The following is a 17,163-nucleotide window of genomic DNA, read 5'->3' as shown; positions in this document are numbered from 1 at the left end:
TTAATCTCTCCTTCTCGCTATCTTCCTATTTCCAGTGCTTTCATCAGCATACTTTTAGAGGCATTAAGAGAGGTCACATTAGCTTCATAAGAACGTGTAGCACTCATCATGTCCACCATTTCCTGTAAAGGATCTACATTAGGAGTCTGGACATAACCTTCTGAATTAGCATCAGGATGGTTGGGGTTAAACACTTGTTTGAAAGGTGTCTCATCCTCCGCAATCGTTGAAGCTTTTACACCCTGACTGCTTCCGTGATGAGTTGAACGTCGAGAGGCGTTTTCCAGGTGAGACTTAAAGCTTACGCTATTTGGTTCAAATACGACCATTTTTCTGCGATAAGGTTCCCATTCTCCCTCTTCATTACGTTGAGCTCTTGTGGAATTTGCATTTGCTACATTAGAGGAAGCTACATCCATTCTCAGCCGCTGGGCTGTTAATCCACTGGCACTTGTGTTCATTGCATCAAAAATCCCCACCCTTAGTTTCCTCCTTTAATAACGGATTCCATGCTTCTGAACTTACCACTCATGCGATCAGCCAGAGCTTGATAGTAAATTTGGTTCTGAGCCAAGCTGCTCATTTCCTTATCAATATCAACGTTATTTCCATTGTGATTATATGTAGTACTATTGTTTGTGGTCGTTTTGTAGGAGGCGGATTCTCTGTTCTGAAAATCGAAATGCTTTAAATTGGTTTTTTTTGCTGAGAGAGAAGCCTCTGCGCGGTTTAAGTGATCTTTAAACACAACATTTTCAGCTTTATAACCAGGCGTATCCACATTGGATATATTGTTAGATATGGCACGGTTCTTTTCTGAGGCATAATTTAAGGACTTTTCTAACGTGTTAAAGGTATCATTAAATAGTTTCAGTATAATCCCCCCTATTCGACATGTTTCTAGGTTCACAAACCTAATTGTAAAAAAATATGTATACCTGTGTCTATGTAGTACAACGGTATTTTTTTGCTAACTACACAAATAGAACTAATATACCAGGACTTTTTACTTAAAAACACGACATTTAATGGTTTTTGTCGAAAATACTATTATAATGAACATTATTACACAGTTCGTTCGGTAAATAAATCAGATTTACATAAATTTTATAAAATTATACTTTAATGGATATATAACCTTGTTTTTCCAATTTTAAATATAAGAAAACCGCTGCTTTTGAGAAAGCAGCGGTTTTCTTATATTTAACTTGTACGAAGTTTTTGAAGTTCAACAAGGAAGTTATTGTTCAAGACTTTAATATACGTCCCTTTCATACCTAAAGAACGAGACTCAATTACTCCGGCACTTTCTAACTTACGTAGAGCATTCACAATTACTGAACGGGTAATTCCTACGCGATCCGCTATTTTACTGGCAACAAGCAGACCTTCGTTTCCTTCCAACTCTTCGAAAATGTGCTCAATTGCTTCTAGTTCACTATAAGACAAAGAACTAATCGCCATTTGCACAACAGCTTTACTGCGAGCTTCCTGTTCAATCTCTTCTGTTTTCTCATGAAGGATTTCCATACCGACAACGGTTGCCCCATATTCTGCAAGAAGAAGATCGTCGTCATTAAAGCTTCTATTAATGCGACTTAGGATTAAAGTACCTAATCTCTGTCCTCCACCGATGATCGGAACAATGGTAGTCAATCCCTGCTCAAACAATTCTCGGTTTTCAACAGGAAAAGCCGTGTATTCACTATCGATATCAATATCAGGAGTCGTTTCCTGGATATTAAATAAGTTCTGAGTATATTCTTGTGGGAATTGGCGTTCAGTCAGCATCGACTTCATTCGCTCATTCTCAATTTCCTGATTAATAGCAAATCCAAGAAGTTTACCTCGGCGGCTCAATACAAATGTATTTGCTTCAATAACATCTCTCATTGTTGCGGACATATCATTAAAATCCACCGATTTCCCTGTAGTTTTCTGTAGCATAGCATTAATTCTTCTGGCACGATCTAATAATTTCATCTGTTATTCCTCCTTATGGTATGTCTATAAAATAAAACGACTAAGATCCTTATTTTTCACAATAGAAGACAGTTTGCTATCAACATATTGTGGCGTAATTTCAATAGTTTCCATCGTTACATCAGGTGCTTCGAATGACAAGTCCTCTAATAACTTTTCCAAAATGGTATGAAGTCGTCTCGCACCAATATTGTCCGTCTCCTGGTTCACCTCATGAGCAATCTCTGCGAGTCTAGTAATAGCATCGTCAGAAAATTCAACCTTTATACCTTCAATTTCCAATAAAGCCTTATATTGTTTTAATAAAGCATTGGAAGGTTCCACTAAGATGTTTCGGAAGTCCTCCACGTTAAGTTTATTAAGTTCAACACGAATCGGGAATCTTCCCTGCAGCTCAGGTATTAAATCCGAAGGTTTGGCCATATGAAAGGCGCCAGCAGCAATAAATAAAATGTGATCCGTTGAAACGGCTCCATATTTAGTCACAATGGTAGAACCTTCTACAATGGGAAGGATATCACGCTGAACTCCTTCTCGGGAGACATTAGCTTGATTGTCACCTTTAGCAGCTACCTTATCAATTTCATCAATAAAAATCATACCTGACTGTTCCACTTTGTTTACGGCTTCCTGTCCTACTTCATCCATATCTACTAATTTACTCGCTTCTTCCTGAGTAAGGACTTTACGCGCTTCAGAAACGGGAAGCTTTCTTTTTTTGGTTTTTTTAGGCATGAACTGGCTGAAGGCATCTTGCATGTTCATCCCCATTTGTTCCATTCCTGATCCTTGCATCATGTCAAACATAGAGGATTGCGATTCTTCCACTTCAATAGTAACCATACGGTCCTCAAGCTCCCCCATATCCAACTGCTGACGAATACGGCTTCGCTTAGTTTCGATTTCTTTTTCTTCCTGATTTGGCTGGGGTTCACTTTCCTGCTGATCTCCCTGATTAAAGAACATTTCCAGAGGGTTTTTAAAATTATTCTGCTGCTTTTTCTTAGAGGGAACAAGAAGTTTTACAAGTTTTTTATTCGCCTGCTCTTCAGCCCTTTCCTTCACTTCTTCCATTTTTTCTTCTTTTACCATTCGTACAGCCATTTCCACGAGATCACGAACCATTGATTCAACATCACGACCCACATAGCCTACTTCAGTAAACTTTGTGGCTTCTACCTTAACAAATGGCGCCCCTACCAATTTGGCAAGTCTTCGGGCAATTTCTGTTTTTCCTACACCGGTTGGACCCATCATAAGAATATTTTTAGGTACAATTTCGTCACGGATTTCACCGGTTAGCTGCATACGGCGATATCGATTCCTAAGAGCTATAGCAACTGATTTCTTTGCGCTATTCTGTCCTATAATATATTGATCGAGTTTTTCAACTATTTGTTTAGGTGTTAAATTCAACGACATTGCAAAGGTCCCCCTTATTTGAGAACTTCCAGAATAATTTGATCATTTGTGAAAACGCAGATTTCTCCTGCTATTTCTAACGCGGCTTGAGCAATTTGTTCAGCTGACTGATCAGGTGAATAGCGTTTAAGGGCACGACCTGCACTTAAAGCGAAATTACCACCGGAGCCTATAGCCAGAATTCCATCATCCGGTTCTATGACTTCCCCAGTACCGGATACGAGAAACATGTGATTACGGTCCATTACAATAAGCATAGCTTCAAGCTTTCTCAATACACGATCACTGCGCCACTCCTTGGCTAACTCCACAGAAGCTCTTGCTAAATTACCATCAAAACTTTCAAGCTTTCCTTCAAATTTTTCAAACAAAGTAAAGGCATCGGCTACAGATCCTGCAAAGCCTGCTAAAACCTGATCATTGTAAAGCCGGCGTACTTTTCGTGCTTTATGCTTCATAACCACCTGATTCCCAAGTGTTACCTGCCCATCACCACTCATCGCACACTGACCATTGTGCTGGACAGCAAATATGGTTGTTGCGTGGAATTGTTGTTCCATATTCTCACCTCATTTATTTGCTCTTGGATGGCTGTTCATATAAACATGCCTTAATCGATCTTTTGTAACATGGGTATAAATCTGTGTTGAAGATAAATGCTCATGGCCCAATAATTCCTGCACCGAACGGAGATCTGCTCCTTCATTAAGCATATGAGTAGCAAATGAATGCCTCAGTTTATGTGGGTGAATATCCACGGTTAACGCAGCATCTTCTACCATTTTATTGAGAATCATTCGAATGCCACGGGCCGTTAAAGGTGCTCCTTTAGAATTCAAAAATAGTACAGGAGTAGAATTGGAATTCTTTTGCTGAAGTACCCTTCTTCCATCTTCTATATAGGATTGCATGGCCTGACTGGCAAATTGTCCAAATGGCACATACCTTTCCTTCCTGCCTTTTCCGTGGACGAGTAAAGTGGAAAGAGAAAGATCTATATCATTCAGTTCGATCCGGGTCGCTTCGCTTACACGAATACCAGTACCATATAATAATTCAATTAATGCTTGATTTCGCTGTCCCAGAGGATTTTTTTTATCGCTTACCGTAAACAAGTGCTTCAATTCCTCCTGATAGAAGAAATCAGGGATAGGATTCGCTTCCTTAGGGAGTGAAACATTTAGAAAAGGGTTTTTTGTAACAATTTGTTCCCGCTCAAGAAACCGAAAAAAACTTCTCAAGCTGGATATCTTTCTGGATACCGTTCTTCTAGAAAGTAAATTCGCATGTAGTTGGGATAAATAAATACGTATGGATGAATATTCACAATTTACAAGTTCCAGTTGTTCCGCTTGTAAAAACTTTGCAAATTCATCCATATCAATAGAATAATTTTCCACTGTTAGTGGCGATGCATTTTTTTCTATTTGTAAGTACTCAAGATACATTTGCTTATAAGTTTGAAACTCTTCCATAGTTCACCTCACAAAGGCGTTTAAATTTTATCACACTTGTAATCGTAATCACAATGATATTAATAAAAATGTAACAAAATTCTGAATTGTTTCCAAATGAATTGAAGAAAATAACTCATAATGGAAATAAACAGCGATAAGGTGGAATCATTTACCTGTCAAGTATTTATTCTTACCAAACCGTAATTATAGCTGTCCATAAGTAGTGTGTCAATTCAAGACTGAGTAATTTAGAATTAAAGGTCTGTTCAACTCCTTTAATATTGAATATGCCATCACTTTATAAGGTATAGGGTGGGGGAAAAATTAATCATCCTAAGGAACGCACCACAACTGTATAACTTCTTATTCAAAATCTCGAAACTGGTTTTTTACTTAATCGAAAGCTGATCTTGTACCTTTTAGATATAGATTTATCTTAGCTAAAATGAAAAGAGTCTATAACTATCATAATAGTCATAGACTCTCCCTTTTATAACCACAGGCTATGATTGTGGTTCTTCTTTATAGTCACAATTGGTACATGTAATTTGAGTACCTTTTTTAGCCCGCTTCTCCACAAGCAGGGAATCACATTTAGGACATGGCCGACTGATTGGTTTATCCCAGGAGATGAACTCACAATCCGGATAACGGTCACAGCCATAGAACTTACGGTTTTTCTTGCTCTTCCTTTCGACAACGTCCCCTTTTTGACACTTCGGACATGTGACTCCGATTTTTTTAAGAATCGGTTTTGTGTTACGACATTCAGGGAAGTTCGAACAGGCTAGAAATTTTCCATAACGTCCCATCTTATAAACCATTTCATGACCGCAATTCTCACAGTCAATCCCTGCCGGTTCATCTTTAATTTCTATCTCTTCCATCTCTTTTTCTGCTTTTTCCAGGCGAGGCTGGAAATCTTTATAAAAGTCACCAATGATGGATACCCAGTCTTCTTTGCCTACTTCAATTGCATCTAAGTCATCTTCCATTTCTTTAGTGAAATCGAGGTCAATGATCTCAGGAAAGTATTCAATAAGCTGTTCAAGAACAATTTCACCTAACTCGGTTGGTACGAAACGTTTATTATCCAAAGCTACATATCCGCGACGCTGGATGGTATCAAGAGTTGGTGCGTAAGTTGATGGACGCCCAATCCCTAGTTCTTCCAGAGTTTTAACCAGTCGAGCTTCCGTGTATCTCGGAGGTGGCTGAGTAAAGTGCTGATTAGGCGTGATTTCTTCAGCTTTTACGGTCATTCCTTCTTCTAAATGAGGAAGCAGCTTATCTTTTTCTTTTTTATTATCATCTCTTCCTTCAATATACACTTTCATAAACCCTTTGAACTTCACTTCAGAACCTGTAGCACGGAACTCGACCCCCTGGTTATACAGGTGAACAGTCATGGTATCCAGTACAGCTGGTGCCATTTGACTTGAAACAAAGCGGTCCCACACCAATTTATACAAGCGATACTGATCTCTTGAAAGAATACTCTTCATTGCCTTAGGGTCTCGATCAGCTCCTGTAGGACGGATTGCTTCATGAGCATCTTGGGCCCCTTCTTGTTTCTTGGCCTTTTGATTATTACCCAGGTACTCACTTCCGTAATTGCTTTCTATATATTGTTTAGCATCATCTTTTGCGGAGTTGGATAAGCGTGTGGAATCGGTACGCATATAAGTAATTAAACCAGTGGTACCTTGCTTCCCGCCCAGATCAATTCCCTCGTATAACTGCTGCGCAATCATCATCGTCTTTTTCGCCCGGAAATTCAGCTTACGGGCTGCTTCCTGTTGGAGGGATGAAGTGGTGAATGGTAAAGAAGGGTTACGCTTTCTCTCTCTTTTATTTACCTTTTCTACAGAGAAATCTTTCCCTGATATGCGTTGTTGAATGGTTTTAACGTCATCTTCGTTTTTTAAATCCTGTTTCTTGCCATCAACACCGTAAAATGAACCTTCGAATTTCTCTTTATCCTTTAGGAAATCAGCTTCAATCGTCCAATATTCTTCAGGCACGAATTTTTTTATTTCATTTTCACGGTCAACGATAATTTTAAGCGCTACTGATTGAACACGACCGGCACTTAAGCCTTTTTTAACTTTTTTCCATAAAATAGGACTGATGTTATACCCCACCAAACGATCCAATATCCGTCGAGCCTGCTGAGCGTCTACTAGATGAGAATCAATGGTCCGAGGCTGCTTGAAAGAATCTTTAATAGCTTCCTTCGTAATTTCGTTAAATACCACTCTGCATTCAGATGATTCATCTATATCCAAACTATGAGCTAAGTGCCAGGCAATAGCTTCTCCCTCTCTATCAGGGTCGGCAGCGAGATATACTTTTTTAGCTTTCTTGGCTGCAGTTTTTAGATCCTTTAAAACAGGTCCTTTTCCGCGTATGGTTATATATTTCGGTTCAAATTCATTGTCAACATCTACACCCATCTGACTTTTGGGTAAATCACGGACATGCCCGAGGGATGCTTTGACTTTATATTTCTTTCCTAAGTATCGTTCGATCGTTTTTGCTTTCGCAGGTGATTCGACGATTACAAGATAATCTGCCATATCGGTTCCTCCCATAGAGGTGTTTTCTCTATCATCATTACATAAATTAAATCTTCCCTATTATTAAATACAATGAAACCGTTTGTCAAACATACCTTTCCCTCGTATTAGAAAAATTACCATCAATTGACCTTGAATGTAACACCTTTAATTCCTATTTTTCAAATTTTTTCTAACCAGTCTTCAAGAATATCCTGATAACTGTGTACAAGTTTAGCCCCTTGATTAATCATCTTATGACAACCTTCGCTTGTAGCCTTTCCTGGAAGTCCGGGCATAGCATATACATCTCTTCCTTGTTCCAAAGCCTGATCCACAGTAATAAGGGATCCACTTTTCAAGCGTGCTTCTACTACAAATGTTGCCCCTGTCAACCCTGATATAATCCGGTTTCGTTCTGGAAAATGATATTTTTCAGCTTTTCGATCTGGAGGGTACTCACTGATTACCAGTTGCTTTTCAGATAAGTATTGATACAAAGCTATGTCATTAGTGGGATAGATATGATCAAAACCAGAACCAAGCACAGCAATCGTCGTGCCATTGTTTCGGGTGGCGAGATGATGAGCATATTGGTCAATTCCCTTCGCCATCCCACTGACTAATGTAAAACCAAATTGAATCAAGGGAATAAGAATCGATTTCATAGCTGGTAGAGAGTAAGAGGATGGGGTGCGTGTCCCTACGACGCTTAGAGCTAATGAATTGGTTAGAAGCTTTGTATTACCCGTCATATAAAGTACAAAAGGAGAGTCTGGAATAGCCTTTAACAAGGGCGGATACAAATCATCCATTAACGTAACACATTCATATTTTTGTAGATGATTGTCGAGTTTCCTCATTATATTAGTGTCATGAACATGATGAAGAATAGATGTCGCTCTAGGCAGCGGAATGGATAATAGACGGGAAATTTGTTCGGCAGTAGATGTAAAAGGGAATTGAAGTTGAGGATCGATTTGAAACATTTTTCTAAGGAGAGGCCTTGTTACTTGAGGGGCGTGATGGAGACGTATTAAATTTTCTTTTACTGATTGCATACCAAACCTCTTTTCATTTAATAGAACCGTGCCTTTATAGACACGGTTCTTAATAACATTACACTTCGATTATCGTTGGTCCATTGATTAAAGGACATACGAGCAGAATTTTTCATTATTCTCACGTTAACGTATTCGTTCCATGAAGAAATCAATCCGTTTAAACTGTTTTACACTTCTCTAGTAGACCTTGATCTTTTAGAACATTAATTAAAGTATCTCCCATAACAGAAGGTGTTTCTGCTACTTGAATACCACATTCATTCATCACACGTATTTTCTCGTCAGCTGTTCCTTTTCCACCAGAAATAATCGCACCGGCATGGCCCATACGTTTTCCTGGAGGAGCAGTGCGTCCGCCGATAAAGCCAACCACTGGTTTGTTCATATTTTCCTTAACCCATTCAGCAGCTTCTTCTTCAGCAGTGCCTCCAATTTCCCCAATCATGATGACCGCTTCTGTATCATCATCTTCATTGAAAGCTTTCAATACATCGATAAAATCTGTTCCGTTCACAGGATCTCCGCCGATCCCCACAGCTGTAGACTGTCCAATTCCAGCTTCTGAAAGCTGATGAACGGCTTCATAAGTAAGTGTTCCTGAACGAGAGACAACACCTACATGACCTTTATTATGAATGTACCCAGGCATAATACCGATTTTACATTCATCAGGAGTAATTACTCCCGGGCAGTTAGGTCCTACAAGACGCGTTTTCTTACCTTCCATAAATCGTTTCACTTTAATCATATCTAAGACCGGAATGTGCTCTGTGATGCAGATCGCTAAGTCCATCTCAGCATCTGTCGCTTCCATAATCGCATCTGCGGCAAATGGAGCTGGTACATAAATAACAGAAGCATTAGCCCCGGTCTTTTCTACAGCTTCAGCCACTGTATTAAAAACAGGAATACCTTCAACTTCTGTACCACCTTTACCAGGTGTAACTCCGCCGACGATCTGAGTACCATACTCCATCATCTGTTTTGTATGGAACAAAGCGGTAGAGCCTGTAATCCCTTGTACAATAACTTTTGTATCTTTGTTAATATATACACTCATCTGATTTCCCCGCCTTTCTTTACTTTACTAATTCTACGATTTTTTGAGCGCCTTCCGCCATGGAGTCTGCAGAAGTAATATTTAATCCGGATTCATCCAGAATTTTCTTACCTTGTTCAACGTTCGTGCCTTCTAAACGGACTACAAGAGGAAGTGTCAACCCAATTTGTTTGGTCGCTTCTACAACACCTTCAGCAATTACATCGCACTTCATAATGCCTCCGAAAATGTTTACATAAATACCTTTTACATTCTCATCAGACAAGATGATTTTAAATGCTTCCGTAACTTTTTCAGTGGTCGCACCGCCGCCAACATCAAGGAAGTTAGCTGGATCGCCTTTATAATGCTTAATTGTATCCATCGTTGCCATCGCAAGACCTGCTCCGTTAACCATGCAGCCAATATTTCCATCAAGTGCAATATAGCTCAAGTCATACTTGGAAGCTTCTACTTCTTTTGGATCTTCTTCTTCAAGATCACGCAACTCGGCCACATCTTTTTGGCGGAACAATGCGTTGTCATCAAAATTCAGTTTAGAATCAAGTGCCAATACTTCACCGTCACCGGTAGTAACGAGCGGATTGATTTCGGCAACTGAGCAATCTTTTTTAACGAAAACATCGTAAAGACCAAGCATAAATTTAACTGCTTTGCCTAAAGATTCTTTAGGAATGTTAATATTAAATGCTAATCTGCGAGCCTGGAAAGGGGTTAAACCTGTCACAGGATCAATAACTTCTTTGAAGATTTTTTCAGGTGTTTTTTCCGCCACTTCTTCGATCTCTGTGCCGCCTTCTTCAGAAGCCATCATCGTGATTTTGCTTGTGGCACGATCAAGCACTAAGCCTACATAATATTCGCTTTGAATATCACAGCCTTCTTCAATCAGCAAGCGCTTTACTTCTTTACCTTCCGGCCCAGTCTGATGGGTCACAAGCGTCTTACCAAGAATTTCTTCAGCGTATGTACGCACATCGTCAAGATTTTTAGCAATTTTTACTCCACCGGCTTTACCTCTGCCGCCTGCATGGATTTGTGCTTTTACAACAGTTACACCGCTGCCTAGTTTCTGAGCTGCTTCAACAGCCTCATCTACGGTATAAGCTACATGGCCATTTGGCACAGAAACGCCAAATTCGCGCATTATTTCTTTACCTTGATACTCGTGAATGTTCATGTTTCATCCTCCCATCAAATTTCACTGCATGTACATTGTATAAAAAAACGCTATCAATTGTCCACACAAAGGCAGATATCTGTCGAAAAATTCACTGAATTGACCAAAAAATGATTATGTAAACAGAATGAAATATTATTTATCTATCTTGATATAACCTGATTTAATTATGCTTTATAATCTTTATCTGCTTTATAGATAAAAGCGAAAACCTCTGCTACTACGTGATACAATTCCTCGGGAATCTGTTCATTAATATTTAATTCTGATAGTAGTTCCACTAATGTTGCGTCTTCCTGAATGGGTACTTGGCTGTCTTTCGCTTTCTCCATTATATTTTCTGCTATATAGCCTTCTCCTTTTGCTACAACCTTTGGAGCCGCTTCGTTATCAGATTGATAACTGAGAGCAATTGCTTCTTTCCGCTTATCTTTCATATTCGAAGATCAATTCCTTCCTTATATTCAGGTAGAGAGTTGTCTTTACTAGAGGTGTTGACCGCATTGTTCATTTCCTTAATATGGATGGAAGTCAATTCATACCCCATATCCTTAAGTCCGCTTTTAAGAGCAGTTTGATGTGTTTCCATGACTTGTTCTATGAATGAATCATGATTAAATATAGTTACACCTACCCGTCTCGCGACTATGTTTAAGTTAATGATTGTTTCTTTAAAGTTGTCCAAGTTTAAATAGAACATAATCTGACAATAATCAGGATCAATGTTACCTTCCTTCGTTTTTCTACCTTCCATATTCAAATAAGCATCGTTTTCTGAGCCGATTAGGTCACCTGGAAATTGTAGCGACATCTGCAGACTCTGGCTCGTTTCATGCTGCGCTGTCAGTTGTATTCCATTTAACATCTGAATCATTTTTTTAGCTGTTTCTGGACGAATGGTGCCGTTTGTATCCTGAAGACTTGAGAGCAGCAAGGTTTTCAGCGAACTTTCCTGAGTAGTAGCTTTTTCTTGGACTGACGTAGATTTTAAACTAGACTCTTCTTGCAGGCCAGTCAAATCTAGTATGGTCCTCATTTTAACAAGAATAGCTTCTTTCTCTGATAAGGTTGAAAGTTCAGCAGCTGATCTTCCAATCCATTCCGTCAGGGTTTTGCGAAGAATTGGAGACAGCTGCCTGGTTTGCCATTCCTTTAAAACAGACAAGCTTTCCCTAATAACCTGCTTCTCCGTTGAGCCACCTTCGATAAACAAATTGGCGGTACCCAGGAAGTCCTGTAATAGTTTTTTATTTTTTTCATCGATGTAAAGGCTGCTTATTTTTGTTAAGACTTCGCGTTCTTTCAAAAAATGAAAATCTTCAGTTATGGAATGGTTGACTCCAATCTTAATTTGCTTATTACCAAGAGAAACATTTTCAGATGATATATCCTTGGCTAAGACTTTTTCAACTTGATTCATAACACGATGCAAGGAGTGTTGTTCAGGGGCTTCAAGTGGAATCTGCTGATGGAAGAGCTGCTTCAGCCTATCAGCCAGCTTTTCCATTGCCATCGGAAATGGAGGTGCTGACTTTTCAGTAAGGCTGGCTAAATAAGGAAAAGAGAGATTTGTGTTACCTTTACTATGAGCTCCTGCCCATTCTTTCCAGGTGTTTTGAAATGAGGAGTAAGAGACCTTGGAATCAAGAATCCCGGCTTTTTTAAATAATTGAAAAGAGTTCTGGCTGTTACTATCTATTTCTGTCATAAGCTTCACTACAGATGACTCCTTAAAAGGTATAGAAGCCTCCCCTCCCTTTAAAGATGCTAAAAGAGACATAACTGCCCTGTCTGCATCTGTTTTACTTTTAGAAGCCTCTATATGCATCTGCTTTATGATTTGAGTTAAACTATCCATCTTTTTAGTATGTAAAGCATTATAAACGGAAGTTTTAATCGGAAACTGCTTTTGAAGCATCTGTATTAAAATTTCACTGGCAGCTTTTTTGTTATCCGCACGTTGATATAATGCAGCCGCCTGCTTAAGATCAGTCCCCTGAAAAGGGACACTTTTCTTTATAAGTCGAGAAGTAAGCAGACGGTTTTCTTTCGTAGGTTTAATTCCAAGCTCGTTCAATAGCTGTTTTACCGTTGAATTCCCTTGACTATCGCCTAACTGAGTGATTACTTTCAATTGAATTTTTTGATCTATTGAGCCAACTTTAAATAAATAAGATTTTCCTTTTGTAAGAGAAGTTTCTAACTGGGCTTTCACTTGTTGAGAGCCCAGTTGTACAACCGCACGATTCTGTGGAAGGAGTTCAAGAATTTTTCCGTTTATCACCTGCCCTGTCTTAGGAAAAGCCTTCACCTCTGGTTGTTGAACTAATTTGCTCAGGCTTGAAATCAAATTCATTGCTTGTTTCCCTCCTCATATTCAGCGGTTCTCTTTGACAGGTGCGAAGCTTTTTCGATGAAGCGGGGACACTCCGTATGTTTTTAAAGCTTCTAAATGTTCTTTAGTGCCATACCCCTGGTTGGACCGAAAATGGTACATAGGATAGTTCTCGTGCCACTCAGACATAATGCGGTCTCGAGTTACTTTTGCGATAATACTTGCTGCTGCGATTGATATACTACGCTGATCGCCTTTTACTATATAAGTCTGTGGAACTTCTGTGTCCTCCAAATACATCGCATCAATGAGTAGATGTTCAGGTAACTGGTTAAGATCCATAACCGCCCTCTTCATAGCTAATTTAGTTGCTTGATAAATATTATGTTGGTCGATTTCTTCATTAGATACAATTCCTACTCCACAATCTGCATAGGCTTTTAAACTCTGAAAGAACTCCTCGCGTTTAGCAAGCGGTATTTTTTTGGAGTCATAAAGTCCCTCCAAATAATAATCCTCTGGCAGAATAACGGCAGCTGCAACCACAGGGCCCGCCAGCGGTCCACGTCCGGCTTCATCAATACCTGCTATTATATGAGATCCTTTTTCTCTGCAGGAGTACTCAAAAGACTTCATTTGTTCGAATTGGTGTTTATATTCAAGCTTCTGCGCCTGTCTTCTATCGTATTGTTCAAGTAATTTTTGTACTCCTTTGCGCTTATCGCTACGCAGCAGATTCAGATCTTTTTCCTTTACACTTTCATCTATTAATTCTTTTTTGATTTGAGCAATCGTCCTGACAGTCATTGTATGTAAACCTCCGCTATTTTCTTTATCGGATAAATTCCTTAGCATTGTAATGAAAAAAACGCAAAGTGAGTCTTCTCACGTTGCGTTTACGTTCCGTTTATTCTGGACGTTCAAAACTGATAAGACCTAGTTTTCCATTTCGTAGATCCTGTAAGATTACATCTGAAACCTTATCGAAATTAATACGCCCTCCGCTTTCCAGACAGCCTCTCTTTTTTCCGATTGTTTCAAAAGCCGTCATGATATCATCATATCCATCAAATCCATAGCGTTCTTCAAGCATTGCTGGATAATAAGCTTGTAAATAATCCAGCACATAGGCAGCCACATCTTCGGTAGGCAATATTTGATCCTTAATCGTTCCAATCGAAGCAAGGCGGTAGCCGACTTCCTCTTCTTCAAACTTGGGCCATAAAATCCCAGGAGTGTCGAGCAGATCAAATTCATTTTTCACTTTAATCCATTGCTGCTTCTTGGTCACCCCAGGTTTATCTCCGGTCTTTGCAATGCTTTTATTTGCCAGTCGATTGATCAAGGTAGACTTCCCTACGTTAGGTATGCCTAGGATCATAGCTCTGGAAGCTCTCGGGCGGACGCCTTTAGCTTTTAATTTTTCAATCTTTTCATTACCAATGCTTTTCCCAAGGTTGATAACGGCTTGAATATCCTGTTTATTATTTGCTTCAATTGCAATGGAAGGAAAACCATTTTCTTTGAAATGCTTCAGCCATTCTTGTGTTACCTTGGAATCCGCCAAGTCTTTTTTCATAAGGACCATCATTTTAGGCTTGTCTCCCAATATTCCTTGAAGCATGGGATTTTGCGAAGAAAGTGGAGCACGCGCGTCAACTAGTTCGATAACAAAATCAACTAGTTTTAAATTTTCTGATGCTTCTCTCTTTGCTTTAGCCATGTGTCCCGGATACCATTGTATCGTCACGCTATCACTCCTAATTCATGAATTTGATACGATTCAAAGGCCAGTATAAAAATACGGCTTCACCTACTACCTGCTCTTCAGGAATCGTACCAAGCATTCGACTGTCTGTTGAGTTCTTACGGTTATCCCCCAATACTAACAGCTCTCCCTCCGGAACTTCTTCATAACTCCCCGGCAATTGATCAATCGAAAAGTCTCTGGTCAATTCTTCCCCTTCTGGCAGTTCTTTTTTAAGCTCCTCTAAATAAGGTTCTTCGAATGCTTCACCATTTATGTATAACTGGTCATTACTGTATCGGACCGTATCTCCCGGAAGACCAATGATTCTTTTAATGTAGTCTTTTCTCTCCGTAGCGTGAAAGACTACTATATCAAATCTCTCAGGGTTCCCCAGAGTATAATTAATCTTACTTACAATTAAATGGTCATCACTATGAAGAGTATTCAGCATGGAAGGGCCTTCCACCACGACTGGAGCCAATAGAAAAACACGCACAACAACTGCTAAAATAGCTGCTATGGCAAAAGCTTTAATCCACTCTAACCATTGCTTTTTCATCCATCCCCGCTCCCTTAGAAAGATTAGAAAAAAGGAGCTTGGCAAATGCAAGCTCCTTTCTACTAAAATTAGATAATTTCTTTAATACGGGCTGCTTTTCCGCGCAGGTTACGTAGATAGTAAAGACGTGCTTGACGTACTTTACCACGACGAGAACGCTCAATCTTAGCAACTCGTGGAGAATGTACCGGGAATGTACGCTCGACACCTACACCGTAAGTAATCTTACGAACGGTAAATGTTTCGCTGATCCCGCCATTCTGACGTTTAATTACAACACCTTCGAATACCTGGATACGCTCACGGCTTCCCTCTACTACCTTCACGTGCACTTTAACCGTGTCACCTGGACGGAAGTTTGGGTGATCCGTACGAAGCTGTTCTTTTGTAATGTCATGAATAAGTTGTTGCATCGTATTTCACTCCTTTTTAACTAATGCTCTTGCCCTCTAGGAGACAGCGGAACATCGTTTTCCACTTAAACCGAACGTTTAAGCACAACGTATAATATACCATACAAGCTGTTAAACTTCAACAATCATCAACGATTTTTCCATTCATTAATCCATTTTTGTTCTTTTTCGGAAAGTTCTCGGTTCGTTAACAAATCAGGACGTCTTTCATACGTTCTTCTAAGGGATTGGTAATGACGCCATTCATCAATTTTAGCATGGTTTCCTGAAAGTAGTACTTCCGGGACCTTTTCACCTCTAAAATCAGCCGGGCGTGTATAGTGCGGATGTTCAAGTAAGCCGTTCGAAAAAGAATCCTCCGGCGCTGACTGCTCATTTCCAAGTACCCCCGGAAGCAATCGGACTACGGAATCCATCACAACCATTGCTCCAAGTTCTCCCCCGGTCAATACGTAGTCCCCAATAGAGATCTCATCCGTAACAAGCTCTTTCCGAATCCGCTCATCATACCCTTCGTAATGACCGCAAATGAACACCAGGTGTTCTTCTTCTGATAATTCTTCAGCTTTTTTCTGTGAAAAAGGTTCACCTTGGGGACACATTAAGATAACACGTGGTTTATTAGAGATATTGGCTTTAATATGGTTGACTGCATCAAAGATAGGCTGGGGAGTCAAAACCAATCCAGCTCCGCCTCCATAAGGATAATCATCGACTTTATTATGCTTGTTAACTGTAAACTCACGAAAATTAACATATTGGTAGGAAAAAGCTTCTCGATCCTGTGCCCGTTTCATAATCGACGTATTTAGTACACCTTCGAACATTTCAGGGAACAAAGTAAGTATATCAATATGCATCAGTCCAGCAGCCCCTCTATTGGATCAATGATGATCTTTTGTTGGGAAGGATCCACTTGTTTGACGACGGGCTCAATATATGGAAGAAGGAGATCGGAATTGTCAGCCCTTTCAACCACCCATACATCATTCGCTCCGGGAGTAAGTATTTCTTTCACCCGTCCTATTTCTTCACCAGATTCAAGATAAACCTTGCATCCGATTATTTCACGAAAATAGAACTCGTGCTCCTCAAGTTCTGCCTGTTCATCTTCAGAGACCATCAGCATGCCATTCTTGTAACCTTCTACATCATTGATGGATGGATGTTCTTCAAAAGCAATCAGGTCATACCCTTTATGAATACGGTGGGAACGTACTACAAGAGAAACAGGTTCACTCGTATCATTTACCCAATACAAAAGCTGACCAGGCTGAAAACGTTCATCGAAGTCTGTGATACGATGTACCTTCACTTCACCTTTAATGCCGTGTGTATTTATTATTTTCCCTACATTAAACATTTGATTTTCCATGAATTTT

18 protein-coding genes are annotated in these 17,163 nt (G+C 39.7%); all 18 read right to left on the bottom strand.

Features of this window, described 5'->3' with window-relative positions; translation table 11 throughout:
* Nucleotides 1-17: 17 nt before the first annotated feature.
* The gene (gene flgC, locus LCM11_RS00720) at nucleotides 18-479 is read right to left on the bottom strand and encodes a flagellar basal body rod protein FlgC (protein WP_224892388.1); all 462 of its coding nucleotides are present in this window, start codon (nucleotides 477-479) and stop codon (nucleotides 18-20) included.
* 2 nt (nucleotides 480-481) lie between these two features.
* Nucleotides 482-874 (bottom strand): flagellar basal body rod protein FlgB, encoded by a 393-nt coding sequence (flgB, locus tag LCM11_RS00715; RefSeq protein ID WP_263622303.1) that lies wholly within the window; start codon nucleotides 872-874, stop codon nucleotides 482-484.
* Between the two features lie 329 nt (nucleotides 875-1,203).
* On the bottom strand, nucleotides 1,204-1,983 hold the full coding sequence (gene codY, locus LCM11_RS00710; RefSeq protein ID WP_224892386.1) for a GTP-sensing pleiotropic transcriptional regulator CodY: 780 nt from the start codon (nucleotides 1,981-1,983) through the stop codon (nucleotides 1,204-1,206).
* 24 nt (nucleotides 1,984-2,007) lie between these two features.
* Entirely contained in the window at nucleotides 2,008-3,405 is a 1,398-nt protein-coding gene (gene hslU, locus LCM11_RS00705) for an HslU--HslV peptidase ATPase subunit (protein ID WP_224892385.1), read from the bottom strand.
* 14 nt (nucleotides 3,406-3,419) lie between these two features.
* Nucleotides 3,420-3,965: an ATP-dependent protease subunit HslV gene (hslV, locus tag LCM11_RS00700; RefSeq protein ID WP_014643265.1), complete on the bottom strand. Its 546-nt coding sequence runs from the start codon at nucleotides 3,963-3,965 to the stop codon at nucleotides 3,420-3,422.
* 9 nt (nucleotides 3,966-3,974) lie between these two features.
* The gene (xerC, locus tag LCM11_RS00695; RefSeq protein ID WP_224892384.1) at nucleotides 3,975-4,880 is read right to left on the bottom strand and encodes a tyrosine recombinase XerC; all 906 of its coding nucleotides are present in this window, start codon (nucleotides 4,878-4,880) and stop codon (nucleotides 3,975-3,977) included.
* Nucleotides 4,881-5,365: 485 nt separating this feature from the next.
* The gene (gene topA / locus LCM11_RS00690) at nucleotides 5,366-7,441 is read right to left on the bottom strand and encodes a type I DNA topoisomerase (RefSeq protein WP_224892383.1); all 2,076 of its coding nucleotides are present in this window, start codon (nucleotides 7,439-7,441) and stop codon (nucleotides 5,366-5,368) included.
* A gap of 161 nt (nucleotides 7,442-7,602) precedes the next feature.
* Nucleotides 7,603-8,481, bottom strand: a complete 879-nt coding sequence (gene dprA, locus LCM11_RS00685; RefSeq protein ID WP_224892382.1) for a DNA-processing protein DprA — start codon at nucleotides 8,479-8,481, stop codon at nucleotides 7,603-7,605.
* Nucleotides 8,482-8,641: 160 nt separating this feature from the next.
* Nucleotides 8,642-9,544 carry a succinate--CoA ligase subunit alpha gene (gene sucD / locus LCM11_RS00680; protein WP_224892381.1) on the bottom strand — a complete coding sequence of 301 codons (903 nt, stop codon included), beginning with the start codon at nucleotides 9,542-9,544 and terminating at the stop codon, nucleotides 8,642-8,644.
* A 19-nt stretch (nucleotides 9,545-9,563) separates the two neighbouring features.
* On the bottom strand, nucleotides 9,564-10,724 hold the full coding sequence (sucC, locus tag LCM11_RS00675) for an ADP-forming succinate--CoA ligase subunit beta (RefSeq protein ID WP_224892380.1): 1,161 nt from the start codon (nucleotides 10,722-10,724) through the stop codon (nucleotides 9,564-9,566).
* Nucleotides 10,725-10,891: 167 nt separating this feature from the next.
* Entirely contained in the window at nucleotides 10,892-11,161 is a 270-nt protein-coding gene (locus tag LCM11_RS00670; RefSeq protein ID WP_224892379.1) for an EscU/YscU/HrcU family type III secretion system export apparatus switch protein, read from the bottom strand.
* Nucleotides 11,158-13,080 (bottom strand): hypothetical protein, encoded by a 1,923-nt coding sequence (locus LCM11_RS00665; RefSeq protein WP_224892378.1) that lies wholly within the window; start codon nucleotides 13,078-13,080, stop codon nucleotides 11,158-11,160. The genes LCM11_RS00670 and LCM11_RS00665 overlap by 4 nt, the downstream gene beginning before the upstream one ends.
* 21 nt (nucleotides 13,081-13,101) lie before the next feature.
* Nucleotides 13,102-13,866, bottom strand: a complete 765-nt coding sequence (locus LCM11_RS00660; protein WP_224892377.1) for a ribonuclease HII — start codon at nucleotides 13,864-13,866, stop codon at nucleotides 13,102-13,104.
* A 100-nt stretch (nucleotides 13,867-13,966) separates the two neighbouring features.
* Nucleotides 13,967-14,809 carry a ribosome biogenesis GTPase YlqF gene (ylqF, locus tag LCM11_RS00655; RefSeq protein WP_224892376.1) on the bottom strand — a complete coding sequence of 281 codons (843 nt, stop codon included), beginning with the start codon at nucleotides 14,807-14,809 and terminating at the stop codon, nucleotides 13,967-13,969.
* Nucleotides 14,810-14,819: 10 nt separating this feature from the next.
* Nucleotides 14,820-15,368 (bottom strand): signal peptidase I, encoded by a 549-nt coding sequence (lepB, locus tag LCM11_RS00650; RefSeq protein ID WP_224892375.1) that lies wholly within the window; start codon nucleotides 15,366-15,368, stop codon nucleotides 14,820-14,822.
* A 68-nt stretch (nucleotides 15,369-15,436) separates the two neighbouring features.
* Complete coding sequence (gene rplS, locus LCM11_RS00645; RefSeq protein WP_014643254.1) at nucleotides 15,437-15,781, bottom strand: 50S ribosomal protein L19; 345 nt, start codon at nucleotides 15,779-15,781, stop codon at nucleotides 15,437-15,439.
* Nucleotides 15,782-15,909: 128 nt separating this feature from the next.
* Nucleotides 15,910-16,641 carry a tRNA (guanosine(37)-N1)-methyltransferase TrmD gene (trmD, locus tag LCM11_RS00640; RefSeq protein ID WP_224892374.1) on the bottom strand — a complete coding sequence of 244 codons (732 nt, stop codon included), beginning with the start codon at nucleotides 16,639-16,641 and terminating at the stop codon, nucleotides 15,910-15,912.
* On the bottom strand, nucleotides 16,641-17,156 hold the full coding sequence (gene rimM, locus LCM11_RS00635) for a ribosome maturation factor RimM (RefSeq protein ID WP_224892373.1): 516 nt from the start codon (nucleotides 17,154-17,156) through the stop codon (nucleotides 16,641-16,643). The genes trmD and rimM overlap by 1 nt, the downstream gene beginning before the upstream one ends.
* Between the last annotated feature and the right edge of the window lie 7 nt (nucleotides 17,157-17,163).

This window comes from Halobacillus halophilus (assembly GCF_020171985.1).
In the GTDB taxonomy this organism is placed as follows: Bacteria; Bacillota; Bacilli; order Bacillales; family Halobacillaceae; genus Halobacillus; species Halobacillus halophilus_A.
This window is presented reverse-complemented; position numbering and strand designations above follow the sequence as displayed.

Bases quoted from the DNA above. Each gene is read 5' to 3' on its own strand.
- codY (WP_224892386.1), bottom strand. From the start codon at position 1,983: ATGAAATTATTAGATCGTGCCAGAAGAATTAATGCTATGCTACAGAAA.
- hslU (WP_224892385.1), bottom strand. From the start codon at position 3,405: ATGTCGTTGAATTTAACACCTAAACAAATAGTTGAAAAACTCGATCAA.
- hslV (WP_014643265.1), bottom strand. From the start codon at position 3,965: ATGGAACAACAATTCCACGCAACAACCATATTTGCTGTCCAGCACAAT.
- xerC (WP_224892384.1), bottom strand. From the start codon at position 4,880: ATGGAAGAGTTTCAAACTTATAAGCAAATGTATCTTGAGTACTTACAA.
- topA (WP_224892383.1), bottom strand. From the start codon at position 7,441: ATGGCAGATTATCTTGTAATCGTCGAATCACCTGCGAAAGCAAAAACG.
- dprA (WP_224892382.1), bottom strand. From the start codon at position 8,481: ATGCAATCAGTAAAAGAAAATTTAATACGTCTCCATCACGCCCCTCAA.
- sucD (WP_224892381.1), bottom strand. From the start codon at position 9,544: ATGAGTGTATATATTAACAAAGATACAAAAGTTATTGTACAAGGGATT.
- sucC (WP_224892380.1), bottom strand. From the start codon at position 10,724: ATGAACATTCACGAGTATCAAGGTAAAGAAATAATGCGCGAATTTGGC.
- LCM11_RS00670 (WP_224892379.1), bottom strand. From the start codon at position 11,161: ATGAAAGATAAGCGGAAAGAAGCAATTGCTCTCAGTTATCAATCTGAT.
- LCM11_RS00665 (WP_224892378.1), bottom strand. From the start codon at position 13,080: ATGAATTTGATTTCAAGCCTGAGCAAATTAGTTCAACAACCAGAGGTG.
- LCM11_RS00660 (WP_224892377.1), bottom strand. From the start codon at position 13,866: ATGACTGTCAGGACGATTGCTCAAATCAAAAAAGAATTAATAGATGAA.
- lepB (WP_224892375.1), bottom strand. From the start codon at position 15,368: ATGAAAAAGCAATGGTTAGAGTGGATTAAAGCTTTTGCCATAGCAGCT.
- rplS (WP_014643254.1), bottom strand. From the start codon at position 15,781: ATGCAACAACTTATTCATGACATTACAAAAGAACAGCTTCGTACGGAT.
- trmD (WP_224892374.1), bottom strand. From the start codon at position 16,641: ATGCATATTGATATACTTACTTTGTTCCCTGAAATGTTCGAAGGTGTA.
- rimM (WP_224892373.1), bottom strand. From the start codon at position 17,156: ATGGAAAATCAAATGTTTAATGTAGGGAAAATAATAAATACACACGGC.